The sequence below is a fragment of the Modestobacter roseus genome, from assembly GCF_007994135.1.
Lineage (GTDB): Bacteria > Actinomycetota > Actinomycetes > Mycobacteriales > Geodermatophilaceae > Modestobacter > Modestobacter roseus.
On sequence record NZ_VLKF01000001.1, the window covers coordinates 3292476 to 3312542 of the forward strand.

At 75.0% G+C, this 20067-nt stretch carries 23 protein-coding genes; 13 read left to right on the forward strand and 10 right to left on the reverse strand.

Features of this window, described 5'->3' with window-relative positions; genetic code table 11:
• The 3 genes from JD78_RS15745 to JD78_RS15755 are packed head-to-tail and all read right to left on the reverse strand — an operon-like array spanning position 1 to position 2169.
• Positions 1-1026, reverse strand: coding sequence for a type III polyketide synthase (locus JD78_RS15745; RefSeq protein ID WP_153358394.1), 1026 nt, complete (start codon positions 1024-1026; stop codon positions 1-3).
• Between the two features lie 28 nt (positions 1027-1054).
• On the reverse strand, positions 1055-1825 hold the full coding sequence (locus JD78_RS15750; RefSeq protein WP_228395008.1) for a methyltransferase domain-containing protein: 771 nt from the start codon (positions 1823-1825) through the stop codon (positions 1055-1057).
• On the reverse strand, positions 1822-2169 hold the full coding sequence (locus JD78_RS15755) for a DUF3140 domain-containing protein (RefSeq protein ID WP_153358392.1): 348 nt from the start codon (positions 2167-2169) through the stop codon (positions 1822-1824). The genes JD78_RS15750 and JD78_RS15755 overlap by 4 nt, the downstream gene beginning before the upstream one ends.
• A 48-nt stretch (positions 2170-2217) precedes the next feature.
• On the opposite strand from JD78_RS15755, the gene JD78_RS15760 reads away from it, so the two are divergent.
• From JD78_RS15760 to JD78_RS15805, 11 genes are all read left to right on the forward strand, one after another.
• Positions 2218-2742 carry a DUF6328 family protein gene (locus JD78_RS15760; RefSeq protein ID WP_228395007.1) on the forward strand — a complete coding sequence of 175 codons (525 nt, stop codon included), beginning with the start codon at positions 2218-2220 and terminating at the stop codon, positions 2740-2742.
• A gap of 32 nt (positions 2743-2774) precedes the next feature.
• Complete coding sequence (locus tag JD78_RS15765) at positions 2775-3698, forward strand: ribokinase (protein ID WP_153358390.1); 924 nt, start codon at positions 2775-2777, stop codon at positions 3696-3698.
• 42 nt (positions 3699-3740) lie between these two features.
• A complete protein-coding gene (locus JD78_RS15770; RefSeq protein ID WP_153358388.1) occupies positions 3741-3905 on the forward strand; it encodes a hypothetical protein in 165 nt (54 codons plus the stop codon).
• A 326-nt stretch (positions 3906-4231) separates the two neighbouring features.
• The gene (locus JD78_RS15775; RefSeq protein WP_166521227.1) at positions 4232-5245 is read left to right on the forward strand and encodes a metal ABC transporter solute-binding protein, Zn/Mn family; all 1014 of its coding nucleotides are present in this window, start codon (positions 4232-4234) and stop codon (positions 5243-5245) included.
• On the forward strand, positions 5242-6039 hold the full coding sequence (locus tag JD78_RS15780; RefSeq protein ID WP_153358385.1) for a metal ABC transporter ATP-binding protein: 798 nt from the start codon (positions 5242-5244) through the stop codon (positions 6037-6039). The genes JD78_RS15775 and JD78_RS15780 overlap by 4 nt, the downstream gene beginning before the upstream one ends.
• Before the next feature lie 3 nt (positions 6040-6042).
• The gene (locus JD78_RS15785) at positions 6043-6924 is read left to right on the forward strand and encodes a metal ABC transporter permease (protein WP_243731057.1); all 882 of its coding nucleotides are present in this window, start codon (positions 6043-6045) and stop codon (positions 6922-6924) included.
• A 109-nt stretch (positions 6925-7033) separates the two neighbouring features.
• Positions 7034-7162, forward strand: a complete 129-nt coding sequence (locus tag JD78_RS22650; protein ID WP_267128554.1) for a hypothetical protein — start codon at positions 7034-7036, stop codon at positions 7160-7162.
• 181 nt (positions 7163-7343) lie between these two features.
• Entirely contained in the window at positions 7344-7979 is a 636-nt protein-coding gene (locus tag JD78_RS15790) for a TetR/AcrR family transcriptional regulator (protein WP_153358382.1), read from the forward strand.
• 37 nt (positions 7980-8016) lie between these two features.
• Positions 8017-8457, forward strand: coding sequence for a hypothetical protein (locus JD78_RS15795; RefSeq protein WP_153358380.1), 441 nt, complete (start codon positions 8017-8019; stop codon positions 8455-8457).
• Between the two features lie 105 nt (positions 8458-8562).
• Positions 8563-10407: an acyl-CoA dehydrogenase gene (locus JD78_RS15800; RefSeq protein WP_153358378.1), complete on the forward strand. Its 1845-nt coding sequence runs from the start codon at positions 8563-8565 to the stop codon at positions 10405-10407.
• Positions 10408-10439: 32 nt separating this feature from the next.
• Entirely contained in the window at positions 10440-10619 is a 180-nt protein-coding gene (locus tag JD78_RS15805; RefSeq protein WP_153358376.1) for a hypothetical protein, read from the forward strand.
• Positions 10620-10704: 85 nt separating this feature from the next.
• On the opposite strand, the gene JD78_RS15810 is transcribed toward JD78_RS15805, so the two are convergent.
• From JD78_RS15810 to JD78_RS15825, 4 genes are read right to left on the reverse strand one after another with little or no spacing between them, the layout of a single operon-like run.
• Positions 10705-11310, reverse strand: a complete 606-nt coding sequence (locus JD78_RS15810; protein ID WP_153358374.1) for a response regulator transcription factor — start codon at positions 11308-11310, stop codon at positions 10705-10707.
• Positions 11307-12518 carry a sensor histidine kinase gene (locus tag JD78_RS15815; protein WP_153358372.1) on the reverse strand — a complete coding sequence of 404 codons (1212 nt, stop codon included), beginning with the start codon at positions 12516-12518 and terminating at the stop codon, positions 11307-11309. The genes JD78_RS15810 and JD78_RS15815 overlap by 4 nt, the downstream gene beginning before the upstream one ends.
• 34 nt (positions 12519-12552) lie before the next feature.
• Entirely contained in the window at positions 12553-13380 is an 828-nt protein-coding gene (locus JD78_RS15820; RefSeq protein ID WP_153358370.1) for an ABC transporter permease, read from the reverse strand.
• Entirely contained in the window at positions 13377-14342 is a 966-nt protein-coding gene (locus tag JD78_RS15825) for an ABC transporter ATP-binding protein (protein WP_153358501.1), read from the reverse strand. Before JD78_RS15825 ends, JD78_RS15820 begins: the two co-directional genes overlap by 4 nt.
• Positions 14343-14646: 304 nt before the next feature.
• Here JD78_RS15825 and JD78_RS15830 point away from each other — a divergent pair, with 304 nt between their 5' ends.
• Positions 14647-15537 carry a 3-methyladenine DNA glycosylase gene (locus JD78_RS15830; RefSeq protein ID WP_153358368.1) on the forward strand — a complete coding sequence of 297 codons (891 nt, stop codon included), beginning with the start codon at positions 14647-14649 and terminating at the stop codon, positions 15535-15537.
• A gap of 38 nt (positions 15538-15575) precedes the next feature.
• On the opposite strand, the gene JD78_RS15835 is transcribed toward JD78_RS15830, so the two are convergent.
• Entirely contained in the window at positions 15576-16661 is a 1086-nt protein-coding gene (locus JD78_RS15835; protein ID WP_153358366.1) for a GGDEF domain-containing protein, read from the reverse strand.
• A 133-nt stretch (positions 16662-16794) separates the two neighbouring features.
• Between JD78_RS15835 and JD78_RS15840 the strand changes: the two genes are divergently transcribed.
• The gene (locus JD78_RS15840; RefSeq protein WP_153358365.1) at positions 16795-17631 is read left to right on the forward strand and encodes a tyrosine-protein phosphatase; all 837 of its coding nucleotides are present in this window, start codon (positions 16795-16797) and stop codon (positions 17629-17631) included.
• A gap of 172 nt (positions 17632-17803) precedes the next feature.
• Here JD78_RS15840 and JD78_RS15845 read toward each other — a convergent pair whose 3' ends face one another.
• Both JD78_RS15845 and JD78_RS15850 read right to left on the reverse strand, forming a co-directional pair.
• A complete protein-coding gene (locus tag JD78_RS15845; RefSeq protein WP_153358363.1) occupies positions 17804-17956 on the reverse strand; it encodes a hypothetical protein in 153 nt (50 codons plus the stop codon).
• Positions 17957-18194: 238 nt separating this feature from the next.
• Complete coding sequence (locus JD78_RS15850) at positions 18195-19907, reverse strand: putative PEP-binding protein (RefSeq protein WP_153358361.1); 1713 nt, start codon at positions 19905-19907, stop codon at positions 18195-18197.
• Positions 19908-20067 lie beyond the last annotated feature (160 nt).

A 20067-nucleotide genomic window follows, 5' to 3' on the forward strand; every position in this document is an offset into this window, starting at 1 on the left:
TCAGGCGGGCAGCAGCAGCGTGGCGTAGAGCGTCAGGCCCGGCCCGAACGCCATCGCCACCACCGGCCCGTCGACGTCGGCGAGCTCCTCGAGCACGAGCAGCACGGTGGCCGACGAGCAGTTGCCGTGCTCGGCGAGGACCCGCCGGGACGCGCTCATCTGCTCCTCGGCGAGCCCGAGCTGGTCGCGGACGACGTCGAGGATCCGCGGTCCGCCGGGGTGCACCGCCCAGCCGGCGACGTCCTCGATCCGCAGGCCCGCCCCGGTCAGCAGCTCGTCGACCACCCCGCCCACGTGCCGGGAGAGCACGTCGGGCACCCGCGGGGACAACCCCATCCGGAAGCCGAGGTCGGTGACGTCCCAGGTCATGTGGTCGGCGGTGGCGTAGTCGGTGCGCGCCACCGTGGCCGCGATCCGCCGACCGCGCGGCGCCCCCGGTTCCACGACGACGGCCGCGGCCGCGTCGCTGAACAGCGAGTGGTTGACCACCTGCTCCAGCTCCGGGACGGCCGGCTGCACGTGCAGGCTGGTCAGCTCCAGGCACAGCAGCACCGCGGGCCGCGACCGGGCGCTGACGTAGTCACCGACCGCGCCCAGCCCGGGCAGCGCCGCGTAGCAGCCCATGTGCCCGACGAGCAGCCGCTGGAGCCCGGCGGGCATGCCGAGGTCCTGGGCGAGCCGGATGTCCAGCCCCGGGGTGACGTACCCGGTGCACGAGGCGACGGCGAACAGGCCGACGTCGCCCGGCGCCAGCCCCGCGGCGTCCAGCGCCCCGGCCACCGCCTGCTTGCCCAGCGGCATCGCCTCGGCGACGTAGCGGAGCATCCGGGCCTCGGTGCCGGCATCCGCGAGGTCCTCGTCGCCGGGGTAGACCACCGCGTGCCGGGTGGTCACCCCGGCGGCCATGAAGACCCGCTCGGCGGCGCGCACCCCCTCGTAGCGGGGGGCGAAGTACTCGCGCCAGACGGCGGACTGCTCGTAGGTGGCCGGCAGCGCCCGACCGGCGCCGGTGACGACCGCGCTCACGGCAGGGGGCGGCTTCCGTCGGACCAGCTCATGACCCGACCGTACGTCCGGGGGCGGGCTTCCGCCCGCCGCGCTTGACCCCGTAGCCGGCGAACACCACCGCCGTGGACCGCACCTGCTTCATCCGCACGACCGCCCGCCGTCCCCGGCGCCAGGCCAGCCAGTCGCGCACGGACGGCCGGAGCCCGACCAGGCGGAGGTCCAGCCCGCACCGGTCGGCGGTCGCGAGCAGCCGCTCCCGGTCGACGAAGAGCGCCGGGTCGTGGATGCCGGGCGGCGGCCCGCCGGGCACGTGTTCCCCGATGCGCACCAGCAGCAGCTCGGCCAGCCGGGTGTCGGGCAGGGCGTCGATGACGAGGGTGCCGCCCGGCCGCAGCAGCCGGGCGCACTCGGCCACCACCCGGTCGTGGTCGGCCACGTGCTCGAGCACCTCGCCGGCGACGACGACGTCGGCGCACCCGTCGGCCAGCGGCACGGCCAGCACCGACCCCCGCACCGGCGCGACCCCGTGCTCCCGGGCCACCCGCAGCCCGGCCAGCCCGAGGTCGACCCCGACGTGCCGGTAGCCCAGCCGGGCGACGTGCGGCGCCATCAGCCCGCCGCCGCACGCGAGATCGACCAGGACGGCGTCCGGCCCGGCCGCCGGCGGCACGTGCTCGGCGCGCGAGGCGGCCAGCCAGTGCAGCGCCGCGAACCCGCCGTTGCCCTCCCACCACTGGTCGGCGAGCTCGTCGTACTGCGCCGGGTCGTTTCGGGAGAGGTCGGTGCGGGAGAGGTCGGTGCGCGGCAGCGGGATCACTCCTTCAGCGGGTCGTGGCCCCAGTTCATCAGGCTGTACCGCCACTTCGACGTCCCGACGTCCTCCTTCTTCGGCTGCTGCGCCAGGTGCCGCTGCACGTAACCGTGCACCTTCCGCATGTGTGCGAGGTCGTCGTCGGTCAGGTCGGCCTTCTTCGTGTGCAGCAGCGCGACGATCCGTCGCCCGGACTCGTGCCCGGTCGACTCCCCCGAGCCGCCGTCCTTCTGCCCCACCGACTGCGACTCCTCGGTGCCCAGCCAGCGCTCGAGCTCGCCGGCGGTCATGTTCACCGCCTCGCCGAACTCGCGGCGAACCGTGTCGGCGTCGTCCTGGTGCTGCGCCACGTGCGTCTCCCGGGTGTTGATCGACTGCGCCTGCGGTACCGCGCGGACGTGGCAGAGAAACGGATCGAGGCCGAGCGGGCGGACGCCCAGCGGACGGCGCAGGCGCGCGGCGAGACGCCCGACGAGGTGCTGGACCGCAACGTCAGCGAGGCCCTGCAGGAGATCCGGGTCACCATCACCGCGGTCCAGGTGCTGTTCGCCTTCCTGCTGACCCTCCCGTTCCAGTCCCGCTTCACCGACCTGGGCACGTTCGGGACGACGGTCTACGCGATCACGATGATCAGCACCGCGCTGTCCACCGTGGTGCTGGTCGCGCCGGTCTCCTTCCACCGGATGCTGTTCCGGCGGCGGCAGAAGGCGGCGATCGTCGCGTTCGCCGACCGGTCGCTCGTGGGCGGGCTGACCCTGCTGCTGATCGGCATCGGCAGCGCGGTGCTGCTGGTGCTGGACGTGGTGCTCGGCCGGGGCCCGGCGATCGCGGCGTGCGCGGTGATCGGCACCCTCGGGCTGGTGACGTGGTACCTCCTGCCCCTGCGGCTGCGCCAGCGCCGGTCCGCCGACCCCGACTCCTAGGCTGCCCCCGTGGTGATCACCGGGAGGCCCGCGTGTCCGTGACCGTCGTCGGCAGCCTCAACGAGGACCTGGTGGTGACCGTCGACCGGCTCCCCGGTCGCGGCGAGACCGTCGTCGGCTCGGCGGTGGCGCTGCTGCCCGGCGGCAAGGGCGCCAACCAGGCCTCGGCGGCCGGCCGGCTCGGCCGTGGCGTGCACATGGTCGGGCGGGTGGGCGACGACCCCGCGGCCGGCCGCCAGCTGGCCGCCCTGGCCGACTGCGGGGTGAACGTCGGGCGGGTGCAGCGCACCCCCGGCGCACCGACCGGGTCGGCCACGATCCCGGTGGAGGCCCGGGGCGGGGAGAACCTGATCGTCGTCGTGCCCGGGGCCAACGCCGCCCTCACCCCGGCCGACGTCGACGTCGAGTCGGTGCACCGGGCCGGCGTGCTGCTCCTCCAGCTGGAGACCCCGCTCGAGACGGTGCGCGCGGCCGTGGCGGCCACCGGGGGGACGGTGGTGCTCAACCCGGCACCGCCGCAGCCGCTGCCGGCCGAGCTGCTCGCCGAGGTCGACGTGCTGGTGCCCAACGAGCCGGAGCTGCGCGCACTGTCCGGCGTGCCCGACGGGGACGACTCCCCGGCCGCCCTCGTCGCGCTGGCCCGGGCAGTGGGCAGCGGTGACGTGGTGGTCACCCTGGGCGGGCGCGGCGCGCTGGTCGTGCCGGCCGGCGGCCCGGCGCTGCTGCAGGCGCCGCCCCCGGTCGACGCCGTGGACACCACCGGTGCCGGTGACTGCTTCTGCGGCGCACTGAGCAGCGCACTGGACCGCGGCGCGGACCTCGCGGCGGCGGTCCGCTACGCGGTGACCGCCGCGGCGCTGTCGACCACCGGCCCCGGCGCCCGGGGCGCGCTGCCCGACGACGACGCCGTCCAGGCCCTGCTGGACCGCACGCCGCCGGCCGAGCCGGTCGCCTGAGCGGTGGGTTTCCGCACCGGCCGGCCGGGCATCCGCCCAGGCATGACCGAGAGCGCACCCCAGCACAGCAGCGAGCCTGCCGAGGGCTCCGACCCCGCCGTCGACCAGGAGGGTGGCCGGACGCCACACGCCAGCGAGCCCGCGGAGGGGTCGGAGGCGGCCGCCGAGGACGGGGTCGACCCGGAGAACCGCATCAGCGGCGCCTGACCCCGCCGGCGGCTGGCCCGGCGGGACCGGTTCAGCCGCGCGGCAGGTCCTCCTCGACCGGCTCCGCCCGCTCGGGCTCCGGAGGCGGCGGGGCCGGAGCCCGCGGAGCCCGGCGCGGTGGCGCGGTGGGCGGACGCACGGACGACCGGCGGTCCGGTGACAGCGGCACGGGGTCCTCCTCCAGCGGGGCCCTCCGGCCGACCCGGACGACCGTCGCTGCCCATGATGGCCGTCACAGCCGGGGACCGGAGTCGACCGCACGGCACCGCACGGGTGATACTGGGTCTGAGAGTCATTCCCACCAGGTATCCACGTGAGGACCCGCCGTGCCCCGCCCTGCCCCGCTCCGCCGCCCCGCGCTCGCCGCGCTGGCCGCCACCGCCACGCTGACCCTCGCCGCCTGCGGCACCTCCGGCGGCGCCGGCACCACGACCGCCGAGGCCGATGCGGGCAACTGCCCCGGCGAGGTGCTCGACGTCGTCGTCTCGGTGAGCCAGTGGGGCGACGTAGTCGAGCAGCTGGCCGGGGACTGCGCCACCGTCACCACCGTGCTCGCCTCCTCCGCGGTCGACCCGCACGACTACGAGGCCACCTCCGCCGACATCGCCGCCTTCACCGACGCCGAGCTGGTCGTGGTGAACGGGGCCGACTACGACCACTGGGCGGAGGACGCGATCGCCTCGCTCGACACCGCCCCCGCCGTCGTCGACGCGGCGGAGGTCGTCGGGGTCGAGACCGAGGAGCACGCGGAGGAGGAGCACGCCGAGGAGGAGCACGCGGACGGCGAGGAAGGGCACGCCCACGGCGGGGTCAACCCGCACCTGTGGTACTCCCCCGAGTACGTCCAGGCCGTGGCCACCGCGGTGACCGAGCAGCTCACCGAGCTGTCGCCGGACGCCGCCGACCACTTCACCGAGCAGGCCGAGGCGTGGGAGGCCGACCTGCAGGCCTACCTGGACGAGCTCAGCGCGCTGCAGTCCGCCGCGGCCGGGCGCAGCTACGCCGCCACGGAGAGCGTGTTCGAGTACACCGCCGAGGCGATCGGCCTCACCGACGCCACCCCCGAGGGCTACCGCGAGGCGGCGAGCAACGAGGCCGAGCCGGCGCCCGGCGACGTCGCCGCGTTCGAGGCCGCGCTCTCCGACGGCTCGGTCGACGTGCTGGTGTACAACTCCCAGACCGAGGGCAGCATCCCCGAGCAGCTGCGCGCCTCCGCCGAGGCGGCTGACGTGCCGGTGGTCGAGGTGACAGAGTCGGTGCCGGACGACGAGTCGTCGTTCATCGCCTGGCAGCTGTCCCAGCTGGAGCAGCTCTCCGATGCACTCGGTGGGGGTCAGTGACCGACGTCAGAACGGCCGACCCGGCACCCGCGGCACCTCCGGCGCTCGTCCTCGACGACGTCTCGGTGGTGCGCGGCGGCCGGACCGTCTGGTCGCAGGGCACCCTCACCGTGCCCACGGGCGCGGTCGTCGGGGTGATCGGCCCCAACGGGGCCGGCAAGACCACGCTGTTCCAGCTGGCCCTCGGGCTGCTGCCCCCGGCCACCGGCCGGATCGAGGTGCTCGGCCGCACCCCCAGCCGGGGTGACCGCCGGATCGGCTACGTGCCGCAGAACTACACCGCCGCGCTCGGCGAGACGGTGCGCGCCCGCGACCTGGTCATGCTCGGCCTCACCGGCGGCCGCTTCGGACTGCGCCGCGCCTCCGCCGAGGAGCGGGCGCGGGTCGACGGGGCCCTGGCCCGGGTCGGCGCGTCCGGCTACGCCGACCGGCGGATGTCGGAGCTCTCCGGCGGCCAGCAGCAGCGGGTCGCCATCGCGCAGGCGATCGTCGACGACGCCGAGCTGCTGCTGCTCGACGAACCCCTGGCCAACCTCGACCTGCGCAACCAGCACGAGGTGGTGACGCTGCTCGGCGAGCTCACCCGCTCGCGACAGGTGACCATCATGGTCGTGGTGCACGACCTCAACCCCCTGCTGCCGGTGCTCACCGACGCCGTCTACCTGCTCGACGGGCACCCGCACCACGACCCGATCGACGCCGTCGTCACCGAGGACCTGCTCACCCACCTGTACGGCACCCCGGTCCGGGTGGTGCGCACCGCGCAGGGCGATCTCTTCACCCGGGGCGGCTGAACCGTGGTCACCTTCCAGGAGAACTGGCTGCAGGTGCTGCAGACCACGTTCATGCAGCACGCCCTGATCGGCGGTTCGATGGTCGCGCTGGCCGCCGGGCTGATGGGCTGGTTCGTCGTCACCCGGCAGAACGCCTTCGCCGCGCACGCGCTGGCCCACATCGGCTTCCCGGGCGCCACCGGCGCCATCCTGGTCGGCGCCCCGGTGACCCTGGGCCTGGCGGTGTTCTGCGTCGGCGGCGGGCTGCTGATCGGCCTGCTCGGCAAGCGGGTGGCCGACCGCGAGGTCGCCACCGGCACGATCCTCGCCTTCGCCACCGGCCTCGGGGTGCTGTTCGCCTCGCTCGCCACCGCCAACGCGAGCAGCACCACCACGGTGCTGTTCGGCAACCTGCTGGCGATCTCCACCGACCAGCTGTGGGTCTTCGGCGGCTTCACGCTGCTCGTCGTCGGGGCGCTCGCGGTGATCGCCCGCCCGCTGGTCTTCGCCTCCGTCGACCCGGCGGTGGCCGAGGCGCGGGGCGTGCCGGTGCGCGCCCTGGGGGTGGCGTTCATCGTGCTGCTCGCCCTGACCGTCACGATGGCCGTGCAGGTCGTCGGCACGCTGCTGCTGTTCGCGCTCGTGGTCACCCCGGCCGCCGCGGCCCTGCGGATGACCGCCCGGCCCGGGATGGTCGCCGCGCTCGCCGTGGCCATCGCACTGGGCAGCGTCTGGCTCGGCCTGGTGCTCTCCGCGATGGTCAACCTGCCGCCCAGCTTCTTCGTGACCACCCTCGCCGTCCTCACCTGGGTGCTCACCCTGCTGGTCACCCGCGACCGGACGCCCCGCGGCGCCGCCGTTCCGGTGGCCGACCCGGCGCCGCTCGCCGCCCACCCCGCCGGCTGACCACCGCCCGCGGCGCCGGCCGCTGGGTGATCGACGTCTCAGCCCCCGAACGGGTTCTCCTGGCCCCGGGGCTGTTTTGCCGTGCCGGGTGCGGGGGAAGCTCGGCGACATGCCGAACAACGACACCGACCAGCAGCGGCTGGACCAGAACGCCCCCGGCGGCACCGACGAGGCGCGCGCCGAGCAGCAGCCGCTGGTGCGCATGCTGGCCAACCCGCGCCGCATCCGCCGGGCCTGACCCACCCCGCCTCAACCGCACCCGATCGCATCGCCGCGACGGGTGCGGCGTCGTCCCACGAGCCTCACCGGACCCCTGTCGTCCCGGCTGGTGCCGTGTGCCACGATGGCACTGCGTGAGCGCCTGAACACGTCGGCGTGCCGCGAACTGCTCCGTCACGGGGTGCTGCACGATCGCTGACGTGACTGCCGCAGCCCTCCCCCTGCACACGGCCGACGACGGCTCGGCACCCGTCCGTCGATCCCGCGCGGAGCGCCAGGAGATCGTCCTGGACACCGCCGAGCGACTGTTCTCGGCGCGCAGCTCGCGCAGTGTGGGCATGGACGAACTGGTCCGCGAGACCGGGCTGGGCAAGATGACGGTCTACCGGCTCTTCAAGAGCAAGGACGACCTGGTCGGCGCCTACCTGGCGCGCAAGGCGGCCACGGTGCTGTCCTACATCGACGCCGAGCTGATCCGGCTGGAGGGCGACCCCCGGGCCGCCCTGCTCTCGGTGGTCGACGCGGTGGAGAAGGACGTCACCCGCACCGGCTTCCGCGGCTGCCCGTTCACCAACGTCAGCAGCGAGTACGACGACCCGCAGCACCCCGCCCGCAGCGCCGCCGCCGACTACAAGTTCGAGCTGCACATGCGGCTGGAGCGGCTGGCCGCCGAGGTGGTGCCCGGCGGCGGGGAGGACCTCGCCGCCCAGGTGCACCTGATCATCGACGGGATGTACCTCTCCGGCGGGCTGCTGGGCCCCGACGGGCCGGCCTCCCACGGCCGCCGGCTCGCCCAGAAGCTGATCGACGCCGCCGTCCGGGACGCCACCGCCTGAACGGGCGGCCGGGCGCGGGAAGCCGCAGGATCGGCTCATGACCGACCGCTCGCGCCCTGACCTCGACGACGACACCGTCACCGCCGTCGGCAAGCTCTCGGAGGCCCTCGAGGCCGTCGAGCACGCCCGGGGCATGCTCTACGGCTTCCACCAGCTCACCGGCCGCGCCGACCTGCTCCTGCAGGACGCCGTCGACCTGTTCCGCCAGGCGGGCCACGGCGAATTCGCCGACGACCTGGACCGGGACCTGGTCGGCCGCAACGTCATCGCCGACCGGTGGACCTTCCAGATCGTCGAGGACTACGACGCGAACTACTGGTCCACCTTCCGCTCCTTCGACCAGCGGGCCCGCGAGGCCTTCACCGACGGCGAGCGGCACGTCCACGAGGCGCGGATGAAGCAGCGCGAACGCACCCACGGCCACCCGCACCACGAGGCCGGCCCGGTGCTCGACGAGAACGCCGCCGGGGACGACTGAGCCACGGGCGCGGTGGGTCCTTGTGCCGGTCACCGGTCGGCCCTAGCGTTGGTTACCAGCCAGTAACCCGCGCCGTCCGGCCCCGCACCCAGGAGCGCTCCGCAGATGAGCCACTACACGGCCAACCTCCGCGACCTCGAGTTCAACCTCTTCGAGTTCCAGAGCACCAAGGACCGGTTCGGCACCGGGCCGTTCGCGCAGATGGACGCCGAGACCGCCCGCGGGGTGCTGGCCGAGGTCCGCCGGCTGGCCGAGGGGCCGCTGGCCGCATCCTTCGCCGACGCCGACCGGAACCCGCCGGTGTTCGACCCGGCGACGCACACGGTGACGCTGCCGGAGTCGTTCCGGGAGTCGGTCCGCGCGGTGGAGGCCGGCGAGTGGTGGCGGCTGGACCTGCCCGAGGAGCTCGGCGGCTTCGGCGCACCGTTCAGCTTGCGCTGGGCGGCGTTCGAGATGATCCTCGGCGCCAACCCGGCGGTGTTCATGTACGGCTCGGGCGCGACGTTCGCGGCGATCCTGCACTCGCTCGGCACCCCGGACCAGCAGCGGCTGGCCGAGCTGATGATCGAGCACCTCTGGGGCGCGACGATGGTGCTCACCGAACCCGACGCGGGCTCCGACGTCGGCGCCGGGCGGGCCCGGGCCGTGCAGCAGCCCGACGGCTCCTGGCACATCACCGGCGTCAAGCGCTTCATCTCCTCGGCCGAGCACGACCTGAGCGACAACATCGTGCACCTGGTGCTCGCCCGCCCGGAGGGGGCCGGGCCGGGCACCAAGGGGCTGTCGCTGTTCGTCGTCCCCAAGTTCCACGTCGACCTGGCCACCGGCGAGCTCGGCGAGCGCAACGGCGTGTACGTGACCAACCTCGAGAAGAAGATGGGCCTGAAGGTCTCCACCACCTGCGAGCTCACCTTCGGGGACGGACCGGTCCCGGCCCGGGGCTGGCTGGTCGGCGACGTGCACGACGGCATCGCCCAGATGTTCCGGGTCATCGAGTACGCGCGGATGTTCGTCGGCACCAAGGCGATCGCCACCCTGTCGGCCGGCTACCAGGTGGCCCTGGAGTACGCGAAGACGCGGGTGCAGGGCGCCGACCTCACCGCCACCGCCAAGGACGCCCCGCGGGTGCCGATCACCCACCACCCCGACGTCCGGCGCTCGCTGATGCTGCAGAAGGCCTACGCCGAGGGCATGCGCGCCCTCTACCTCTACACCGCCACCTTCCGCGACCAGGTGATGGAGGCCCAGGCCGCGGGCACCACCGACAGCCCGGAGGCCGTGCTCGCGGCGAAGCTGAACGACCTCCTGCTGCCCGTGGTCAAGGGCTTCGGCTCCGAGCGGGCCACCCAGCTGCTCACCAGCGAGTCGCTGCAGACCCTGGGCGGCTCGGGCTACCTGCAGGACTACCCGGTCGAGCAGTACGTCCGGGACTCCAAGATCGACACCCTCTACGAGGGGACGACGGCGATCCAGGGCCAGGACTTCTTCTTCCGGAAGATCGTCCGGGACGGCGGGGTGGCGCTGACCTGGCTGGCGGAGCAGGTCCAGGCCACCGTCACCGCGGAGGCGGGCAACGGCCGGCTCAAGGTCGAGCGCGCGCTGCTCGGCACCGCGCTGGGCGACGTGCAGGGGATGCTGACCGCGATGTTCGGCCAGCTGACCGCCGCGACCGAGGACCGCACCAAGCTCTACGCGGTCGGCCAGAACACCAGCCGGCTGCTGCTGGCGGTCGGCGACCTGGTCACCGGGTGGCTCCTGGTCCGCCAGGCGGAGGTGGCGCTCGCCGCGCTGGCCGGCGACGTGGGCGAGCGGGACCGGCACTTCTACGAGGGCAAGCTCGCCGCGACCCGGTTCTTCTGCAGCCAGGTGCTGCCGAAGCTGACCAGCGAGCGGTACCTCGTCGAGCACACCGACAACGCGCTGATGGAGGTCGACGAGGCCGCGTTCTGAGTAGCCGCGCCACCGCCGGGCATGCACGGGTCATGACCGAACCCAGCGACAGCGGCTACCACGACTCCCCCGCCACCTCCGACCCCGACGGCGACCTGGTCGACGGCACCCCCGGCCACGACCGCGGGGACGGCGGCGAGAAGGACACCGTGCTGCTCACCGACGACGAGGCGCAGCGCGAGGACTCGGTCGCCCGCCCCGCCAACGACTGACGAAGGACCCCTCTGCCCCTTCCCCGGCTCCCTCGCAGGGGCCCGCGCGGAGCGTGCGAGGCGTGGGGGGGCGAGGGGGTCCTCCTCAGATCCAGCCGTGCCGGCGCGCGGCCTCCACGGCCGCGTGCCGGTTCGACGCGCCCAGCTTCGCCGCGGCCGCCGACAGGTAGTTGCGCACGGTGCCCGGCGACAGGTGGGCGCGGACGGCGATCTCCTCGACCGGGGCGCCGCTCGCGGCGAGCTCGAGGACATCGGCCTCCCGCGGGGTCAGCGGGCTGTCCCCGGCGCTGATCGCCTCCGCGGCGAGCTCGGGGTCGACGTAGCGCCCACCCCGGTGCACCGTGCGCACGACGTCGCCCAGCACGGCCGCCCCCACCGTCTTGGGCAGGAAGCCCCGGACCCCGGCCTCCAGCGCCCGCTTGAGGTGCCCGGGCCGGCCGTGGCCGGTGACGATGACCAGCCCGCAGCCGGGCAGCACCGTGGTCAGCTCCCCCGCGACGCTGATCCCGTCCCGGTCGGGCATCTGCAGGTCCAGCACGGCGACGTCCGGCGTGTGCAAGCGGGCCATGGCCAGCGCCTCGGCGCCGGAGGACGCCTGGGCGACCACCTCGAGGTCGTCCTCCAGCCCGAGCAGGGCGGCGAACGCCGAGCGGACCAGGTTCTCGTCGTCGGCCAGCAGCACGCGGATCATGCGGCACCTCCGGTGGGCAGGGTGGCGGTCAGGGTGAAGCGGTCGCCGTCACGGGAGGCGTCCAGCGACCCGCCGGCCCCGGCCAGCCGCTCGCGGAGGCCGGTCAGGCCGTTGCCGGTGCCCGGCTCGCCGGTCACCCCGTCGTTGGTCACCGTCAGGGCGACCTCCCCCTCACCGCGCTCCAGCCCGATCCAGCAGTCGGCGGCGTCGCTGTGCCGCAGCACGTTGGTCACGGCCTCCCGCACCACCCAGCCCAGCGCCACCTGCACCGGCTCGGGCAGCCCGACCGCCGCGTCCTCGCCGTGCACCGTGCAGGCCACCCCGGCGGCGCGCAGCACCGACCGGGCGCCGGCCAGCTCGCCGGCCAGGTCGGTGCGGCGGTACCCGCGGACCACCTCGCGCACCTCCCGGAGCGACTCCTCGGCGATCCGGCTGATGTCGGCGACCTCGTCGGCGGCCTCCGGCCGGTCCCGGCGCACCAGCTCGCCGGCCAGCTGGCTCTTGACCGCGATCGCCGAGAGGTTGCGGCCCATCACGTCGTGCAGGTCCCGCGCGAAGCGGAGCCGCTCCTCGGCCACCGCCAGCTGGAGCTCCACGCCCCGGGTGCGCTCCATCTCCAGCACCACGTCGAGCACCCACACGGTGAACCGGAAGGCGAGCACCACGAACAGGACCGTGACGGCCAGCACGACCCCCTGCGCGACGGCCGCGACCGGGTGCGCGCCGGCCAGCGCGGCGGCGACGCCGCTGACCACGCCGACGCCCACCGCGTACGGGGTGAGCTGCCGGGTCGCCCAGACCGTCGAGCAGGCGATGAGCACGGCGGCGAGGGGCAGGCTGACCGACCACGGGACGGCGCCGGCGGAGTCGGACCCGGCGAACGCCCACGCGCCCCCGACCGCCGTCGCCCCGGCCGCCGCGAACGCCGCGATCGTCAGGCCCCCGGGGAGCTGACGACCCTCCCGGTGCGCCGCCAGTCCCCGACGGCTGAGCTGGACCGCCGCCACCCCGGTGACGGCCGAGCCGGCCAGGAACACCAGCCCGCCGCCCCCCGGGGCCGCGCCATCGACCCCGGCGCCGAGCACCGCCAGCGCGAGGACCGGCAGCGCGGCCAGGAAGGAGTAGAAGGACCAGCGCGTGTACAGGTCGATCCGCTGGGGCGCCGTCCGGCTGTTCCACCAGCGCGAGACGGTCGGCACGGCGGTCATGCTGCCGTACCGACCGTGCCGCGGCGGTGTGGCCTCACCGGCGGGGAGCCCACCGGAACCCGCGCCGGGCGGCGACCGCGCCCACCACCAGCCACCCGGCGAGCACCGCCAGCGGCATGCCGGCGTGCGGCCAGACGCTCCCGTCGACCAGCTCGCCGTCCCAGGTCTGGCCGGCCAGGCCCAGCTGCAGCAGCTCCACGACGGGGGTGAGCGGCAGGAACCGGGCGATCTCGCCCAGCGTCTCGGGCAGCACGGACAGCGGGTAGAAGACCCCGGAGAGCCCGGTGGAGACGACGATGATCGGCAGCGTGGTGATCTGCGCGGACTCCGGCGTGCGGGTGAAGCTGGTGCTCGCCGCGGCCAGCACGACCATCAGCAGCGTCCCGGCGAGCAGGGCGAGCAGCGGCAGGACGACGTCGGCGGGGGCCGACCACTCACCGAGCAGCGCCACGCCCGCGGCGATGACCACCACCTGGCCGAGGGTGACGAACACGGTCGGCGCGGCGGTGCCGGCCAGCACCTCGACGTCGGTCAGCTCCCCGGTGCGCATCCGCTGCAGCACCAGGTCCTCCCGGCGGGCGACGTAGGTGGTGACCAGGTTGTAGTAGGTCAGCATCACCAGGGTGATGCCGGCGGCGGTCACCAGCAGCCGGGCGCCGATGGGGAACTCCCCGTCGTCCAGGCCCAGGGCCGGCACGACCGCGACGAACAGCAGCGGCAGGACCACCGAGTTCACCAGGGCGGTGCGGTTGCGGCCCAGTAGCCGGGTCTCGGCGGAGGCCAGGGACCAGACCCGGGACAGCCGGCCCGGTCCGCTCGTGGGGCGGTCGAGGGTGCTGCGATCGGTGGTCGGGGCGCTCATCGGTTCTCCTCCTGCGTCGTGCGGGGGTCGGTGCCGTCGGCGACGGCGAGGAAGGCCTGCTCGAGGGAGCCCGCGCGGGCCAGCAGCGTCCGCAGCACGACGCCGTGCTCGGCGGCCCAGGCCAGCAGCTCGGCCAGCACCGGTTGCAGCGCGCGGGTGTGCCACTCGACCCGCCGGCCCTGGCCGACCACCTGCACGCCCGTGGGCACGGGTGGCTGCGGGGCGTCGTCGTCGAGGGTGAAGCGGATGGTGGCCGGCTGGGTCTCGGCGATCTCGGCCTGGGTGCCGGACAGCACGATCTGGCCGCCGCGCATGATCGCGACCCGGTCGGCGAGCTCCTCGGCCTCCTCCAGGTGGTGGGTGGTCAGCAGGACCGCGGCGCCGTCGGCCACCAGCCCCTTCACCAGCTCCCAGACCTGCCGGCGGGACTCCGGGTCGAGTCCGGTGGTCGGCTCGTCCAGCACGACGACGGCGGGCCGGCCGAGCAGCGACAGCGCGAGGTCCAGCCGGCGGCGCTCACCGCCGGAGAGGCTGCGCACCCGGACGTCGGCGCGGTCGGCCAGCTGCACCTGGGCCAGCGCCTCGGGCACCGGCCGCGGACCGGTCAGCGTGCCCGCCCAGGCGCGCAGGGTCTCGGCGACCGTCAGGTCGCCGGGCAGGCCGCTGGTCTGCAGGAGCACCCCCAGGTGCGGCCGCACCCGGGCCCGGTCACGCACCGGGTCGGCGCCGAGCACCCGCACCGCGCCGGCCGCGGGCGGGGCCAGGCCCTCGAGCACCTCCAGCGCGGAGGTCTTGCCCGCCCCGTTGACGCCGAGCAGGGCGAACACCTCACCGGGCTGCACCTCGAACGAGATGCCGCGCACCGCCTCGAAGTCGCCGTAGCTGCGGCGCAGGTCGGTGACCTCGATCGCCGGGGCCGCCGTCGGTGCGATGGACGGTGAGCGGGTGGGGGTGGGGTGCACGTCGACCTCCTCGGTGCGCCGCCGGCCGCCGTCGGGCCGGGCTGTCGGACGCACCCCTCACGTTGCCGCCCGGACCCGGCTGGCACAGGTGCCGCCGTGCACCTCTTCGCGGCCTCGGCGCACGGGTGGGGCATGACACGTGTCATGGGCGCGCGATGCGCCCGGTGCGCGGTGCCTCGGGTGCGCGGTGCCTCGGGTGCGCGGTGCCTCGGGTGCGCGGTGCCTCGGGTGCGCGGTGCCTCGGGTGCGCGGTGCCTCGGGTGCGCGGTGCCTCGGGTGCGCGCACCCGACCTACCCTGGCCCGGTGCCCCCGCTGCTCTCCACCGCGCCGACGGTGCTGCCCGAGCGGGAGTGGCGTGCCCGGGAGGCGGACCACCAGGCCCGGATGGAGACCTGGCTGGGACCCCACCGCGCACGCCGGCAGGCCGGCGCCACCCACCCGGTGCTGGACTTCCTGTTCACCTACTACTCCGAGCCCCCCGGCCGGCTGCGGCGCTGGCACCCCGGCGTCGGCACCGTGCTGGCCGGTGCGGCGGCCAGCGAGCGGCTGAACTGGCCGTTCTACGCGGCCACCGCCGACGGCGTCGGCCTGGACCGGGCCGCGTTCCTGGACAAGCGGCGCAGCGCCGTCGGCTGGATCGAGGGCCTGCTGGGCGGCACCGCGTCCCGGCCCGGCCAGTTCGGCTGCTTCGGGCTGCACGAGTGGGCGATGCTCTACCGCCCCGAGGACGGCGAGGTGCGCCACCCGCTGCCCTTGCGGTTGGGGCAGGCCGGCACCGACGCGGTGGTGGAGTCGCACCGGGTGCAGTGCAGCCACATCGACGCCTACCGGTTCTTCACCCGCGCCGGCGCACCGCGGAACACCCTGCGGCCCACCCGGGAGACCCAGCCCGCGATGGACCAGCCCGGCTGCCTGCACGCGACGATGGACCTCTACAAGTGGGCGTACAAGCTCAGCCCGGCCGTCCCCGGCGAGCTGCTGGCCGACTGCTTCGCGCTCGCCGCCGACGTCCGGGAGCTGGACATGCGTGCCTCGCCCTACGACCTGAGCGCGCACGGGTACTCCCCGGTGGCGATCGAGACGCCGGAGGGCAAGGCCGAGTACGTGGCCGCCCAGCGCGGCTTCGCCGCCCGCGGCGGGGTGCTCCGCGAGCGACTGCTGACCGTCTGCCGGGAGCTGCTGGACGGCGCGTAGCGGCGCCGTGCCGCTGGCGCTCGGCGCCGTCCCGCGGGCTACGGGACCGCGTCGGCGGGTACCGCCTGCGGCAGCGTCCGGCGATCGTGGCGCTGATCACCGGACGCCTGGTCCCGGCCGGACGTCTTCGCCGCGTACAGGGCCGCGTCGGCGGCCGCGTAGAGCGCCACCCGGTCCCCGTCGTCGGAGGTGGCCACGCCGACGCTGATGCTCAGCGGCAGGGAGATGCCCGCGGGCAGGACCAGCGGCGCCGTCCGGACGGCGCGCACGAGCTCCTCGGCCCGCTCCAGGGCCACCGGCTGGGCGCAGCCCACGAGCAGGACGCCCAGCTCGTCGCCCCCGAGGCGACCGACGAGGCCACCGAAGCGGCGCACCGCGGCCTCGACCAGGCCGCCCACGTGCCGCAGTGCGGCGTCGCCGGCCGGGTGGCCGAACCCGTCGTTGACCGACTTGAAGCGGTCCAGGTCGACCAGCAGCAGACTGCACGGCGCCGACGACCGCTGCAGGGCGTCGTCCAGACCGGCCTCGAAGGCCCGCCGCGAGAGGAGGCCGGTCAGGCCGTCGACGTCGGCCGCATGGGCGAGCCTCGCCACCAGCAGGTCCTGCTCGTCCGCGGCCCGCGCCAGGGTGACGTGCACGAGGAGCAGCACCCCGCCGACGAAGACCACGTGCACCGCAAGGAGGGCGATGCCGCCGTCCAGCTGGCTGGCGATCCACGCGCCGACCCCCACCGCCTCGGCCGTGACCAGCCGTGCCACCCCCCGCCCCAGCAGTTTCGCGGTGAAGACCACGAGCAGGAACAGCACGGGGACCGCGACGAGGACGGCTTCGGGGTAGTAGACCGGCACCACGCCCAGCATCGGGGTCGCCAGGACCGTCAGCGTGGGCCAGGTCCGCGCCGGCAGCCGCGATCGCCAGCGGTACACCGCGGCACAGGCCACCAGCTGGGCCGCCAGGACCACCAGCTGCAGGCCGGCGTTCTCCGGGTCGGGACCGAGCGCAGCGACCAGCCCGACGTGGAGCAGCACACCGGCGCCCAGCAGACCCAGGCCGGTCAGGGTCACACCCTCGGCTGCGGGTCGCTCCCCGCGCCGTGGCCGGTCCACGCCACTGCTGCCTGTCATGCTCCGGTCATCGGCGCGGGAGCACCGCTCCCTGAAGCGCTTCACCCGAGCGGGTGGCCAGCCGGGGAGTGGCCGCGATGGTGGCGCGCCGGGGCGGCCTGCCGGACGCCGCGTGACGTCGTACGGTCGGCGGGTGACCTCCACCCGCACGGACCGCTGGCTGCACCTGGACGGGACGACGAACACCCGGGACCTGGGCGGGCTGCCCACCGTCGACGGCGGCACGACGCAGTTCGGGCGGGTGCTCCGCAGCGACAACCTGCAGACGCTCAGCGACGCCGACGTCCGCACGCTGGTGGAGGAGGTCGGGCTGACCGAGGTGATCGACCTGCGCACCACCGCGGAGATCCTGATGGAGGGCCGCGGCCCGCTGCGCGCCGTCGACGCCGTCACCCACCGGCACTTCACGCTGCTGCCCGAGCGGGGCCTGCGCACCGACGTCTTCGCCGCCGAGGAGGACGACGAGGAGATCCGCGCGCAGCTGCCGGCCGACTGGGCGGAGTCGATCCTGCCCCGGCAGCACGCGCCCGGCGACGAGGGCGAGCCGCCCGCCGTCCGCTCCTACCTGGGCTACCTGACCGACAGCGCCGACAACGTGCTGGCCGCGCTGCGGGCGCTGACCGCCGGGCCGGGCGCCGCGGTGGTGCACTGCGCCGCCGGCAAGGACCGCACCGGGGTGGTGTCGGCGCTGGCCCTGGCGGTGGCCGGGGCGACGCCGGAGGCGATCGTCGCCGACTACGCGCAGACCGCGGAGATCATCGACGCGCTGGTCGCCAAGCTGGCCAGCAGCTCCACCTACGCCGAGGACATGACCCGTCGCGACGTCGCCAGCCACACCCCGCGGGCGGAGTCGATGCGCCGGGTGCTGGAGGTGCTCGACCAGCGCTGGGGTGGCCCGGTCGGCTGGCTGGAGCAGCACGGCTTCGGCGCCGACGAGCAGTCCGCGCTCCGCGCCCGCCTCCGCGACTGACCAAGGAACCCGTCCTCCTCACCCCGCACACGCTCGGGGCGAGCCTCGGGACGGGGCCGAACACCACGATCAGCACGGGCCCGGACAGCAGACGACCCCGGCTCCCTGAGGGAGTCCGGGGTCATGCTGCGTTGCCGTGCGCGGCCCCCTCACACGGCGAGGGGGTCAGCGCTCAGCGGAGGTTGCTGAACTGGCTGCTGTTGGCCAGGGTCAGCAGCTCGTCGCGCATCGCCGGGCTGCTGGTGCGGGCGACGGCGGCGTCGAGTGCGCGTCGCGTACGCGCCGCCTGCCGACGCTTCCGCCAGCTGGAGGTCACGCTGCTCATGGTGCCTTCTCTCAGTGGTGTCACGTGGGTGTTACGCCCGTATTAAAGCAGGCGAGCTGCCGGGTATTCCATCGGAAGCAAGGTCGTGTTGCTGAAGTCGCCGATGATTCACTCATCCGAAGGGGTGAGGGCCATGGATCCGTCACCCGGCGGTCACCCACTGGCCGCTCACGGAACGCACGCGGGCCCCGCCGGTCGGTGACCGGCGGGGCCCGTGCAGGCGGATCGGGGTCCGTCGTCAGGCGCTGAGCACCTCGCGCACCGCAGCACGTGCCGCCTGCGGGTCGGCGGCAGCGAGGGCCGCCTCGGCCGCCCGCTGACAGGTGGCGAGGTCGACCGTCGCCAGCCGGCCACCCACCCCGGCGACGGAGGAGGCGGCACAGGACAGCGAGGAGATGCCCATGCCGACCAGCACGACGGCCAGCATCGGGTCCGCGGCCGCCTCGCCACAGACGCCCACCGGCTTGCCGAGCCGCTGCCCGGCGGCGGCCGCGGCGTGGACCAGGGCCAGCAGCGCGGGCTGCCACGGGTCGGTCAGGTCGGCCAGGTCGGCGGAGAGCCGGTCGGCGGCCAGCGTGTACTGCGACAGGTCGTTGGTGCCGATGGACAGGAAGTCCAGGTGCTCCAGGAACCGGTCGGCGAGCACGGCCACCGACGGCACCTCGACCATGACGCCGGGCGACATCCCGCGCTCCCGCACCTGCGCGGCGAAGTCTGCGGCCTCGGCGACGGTGGCCACCATCGGCGCCATCACCCACGGCGAGGTGCCGGTGCGCTCGGCGGCCTGGGCGATCGCGTCCAGCTGCCGGGTGAGCAGGCCGGGGTCGCGCCGCGCGGTGCGCACCCCGCGGACGCCGAGAGCCGGGTTGGCCTCGTCCGGCGGGGTGGCGAACGGCAGCGGCTTGTCCGAGCCGGCGTCCAGCGTGCGGATGACCACCTTGCCGGCGGGGAACGCCTCCAGCACGCCGGCGTAGATGTCGGCCTGCTCGGCGACGGCGGGCTCCTCCGTGCGGCCGAAGAAGGCGAGCTCGGTGCGGAGCAACCCGACGCCCTCGGCGTGCGCGTCGCGGGCGGCCCGGGCACCGGCGCCGTCCTGCACGTTGGCCAGCACCTGCACCTGGTGGCCGTCGCGGGTGGCGCCGGGCCCGCGGTAGCCGGCCAGCGCAGCCGCCACCTGCTCCGCCTCGGCGACCCGCGCCTTCGCCTCGGCGGCGTCCGGCTCGACGGTCACGGTGCCGTGGTCGCCGTCGACCAGGACGGTGGCCCCCACCGGCACGTCACCCAGGCCGCCCACGGCGACCACGCAGGGCAGGCCGAGCTGGCGGGCGATGATCGCGGTGTGGCTGGTCGCCCCGCCCAGGCGGGTGGCCAGCGCGATGATCCGGCTGGTGTCCAGCCCGGCGGTGTCGGCCGGGGCGAGGTCGTCGGCGAGCAGCACCGACGGCGTCTCCGGCGCCGGCACGCCCGGCTCCCCCTGCCCGGTGAGCTCGGCGACGATGCGGTTGCGGACGTCGCGGATGTCGGTGACCCGCTCCGCCATGATCCCGCCGAGGCCGGTGAACAGCTCGATGAACTGCTCGGCGGCGCCCACAGTGGCCACCGGCGCGGTGGCGCCGTCGCCGATGCGCTGCTCGACGGCGGAGAGCAGGCCCCGGTCACGCGCCAGCTGGGCGGTCGTGTTCAGCACCTCGGCGCTCACCCCGGTCGCCGCGGCGGCACGGGCGGCGAGCCGCTCGGCCACCGCCTCGGCGGCCGCGGTGAACCGCTCCTTCTCGGCCGCGCGCTGGTCCTCGGCCACCCAGGGCCCGGCGGTCTCGGGCAGCTGCACCTCCCCGACCGGGCGCACCACGGGACCGACGGCCACCCCGGGCACCACGGGGGTGCCCGTCAGCACGGCCGGCGCCGTCAGGTCGGCCGGGTCGATCCCGGTTCCGGTGGAGGAGGAGGACATCGGGGCCTCACTGTCTGCTCGGGCCTGTGGGCGCGGGGTGGGGGTCCGGCGCGCAACGACGATGGTGCGTCCGGTGACCAGAGTCACCACTCAGGCTTGACTTGTCAACTGATCCCACGTAGAACAACACAAACAAAGCGCCGAAACCACACGATCGGAC

Coding starts and splice junctions, on each gene's coding strand:
- JD78_RS15770 (WP_153358388.1), top strand. CDS start 3,741: ATGACCGAGAGCGCACCCCAGCACAGCAGCGAGCCTGCCGAGGGCTCC.
- JD78_RS22650 (WP_267128554.1), top strand. CDS start 7,034: ATGCCGAACAACGACACCGACCAGCAGCGGCTGGACCAGAACGCCCCC.
- JD78_RS15795 (WP_153358380.1), top strand. CDS start 8,017: ATGACCGACCGCTCGCGCCCTGACCTCGACGACGACACCGTCACCGCC.
- JD78_RS15800 (WP_153358378.1), top strand. CDS start 8,563: ATGAGCCACTACACGGCCAACCTCCGCGACCTCGAGTTCAACCTCTTC.
- JD78_RS15805 (WP_153358376.1), top strand. CDS start 10,440: ATGACCGAACCCAGCGACAGCGGCTACCACGACTCCCCCGCCACCTCC.
- JD78_RS15810 (WP_153358374.1), bottom strand. CDS start 11,310: ATGATCCGCGTGCTGCTGGCCGACGACGAGAACCTGGTCCGCTCGGCG.
- JD78_RS15815 (WP_153358372.1), bottom strand. CDS start 12,518: ATGACCGCCGTGCCGACCGTCTCGCGCTGGTGGAACAGCCGGACGGCG.
- JD78_RS15820 (WP_153358370.1), bottom strand. CDS start 13,380: ATGAGCGCCCCGACCACCGATCGCAGCACCCTCGACCGCCCCACGAGC.
- JD78_RS15835 (WP_153358366.1), bottom strand. CDS start 16,661: ATGACAGGCAGCAGTGGCGTGGACCGGCCACGGCGCGGGGAGCGACCC.
- JD78_RS15845 (WP_153358363.1), bottom strand. CDS start 17,956: ATGAGCAGCGTGACCTCCAGCTGGCGGAAGCGTCGGCAGGCGGCGCGT.
- JD78_RS15850 (WP_153358361.1), bottom strand. CDS start 19,907: ATGTCCTCCTCCTCCACCGGAACCGGGATCGACCCGGCCGACCTGACG.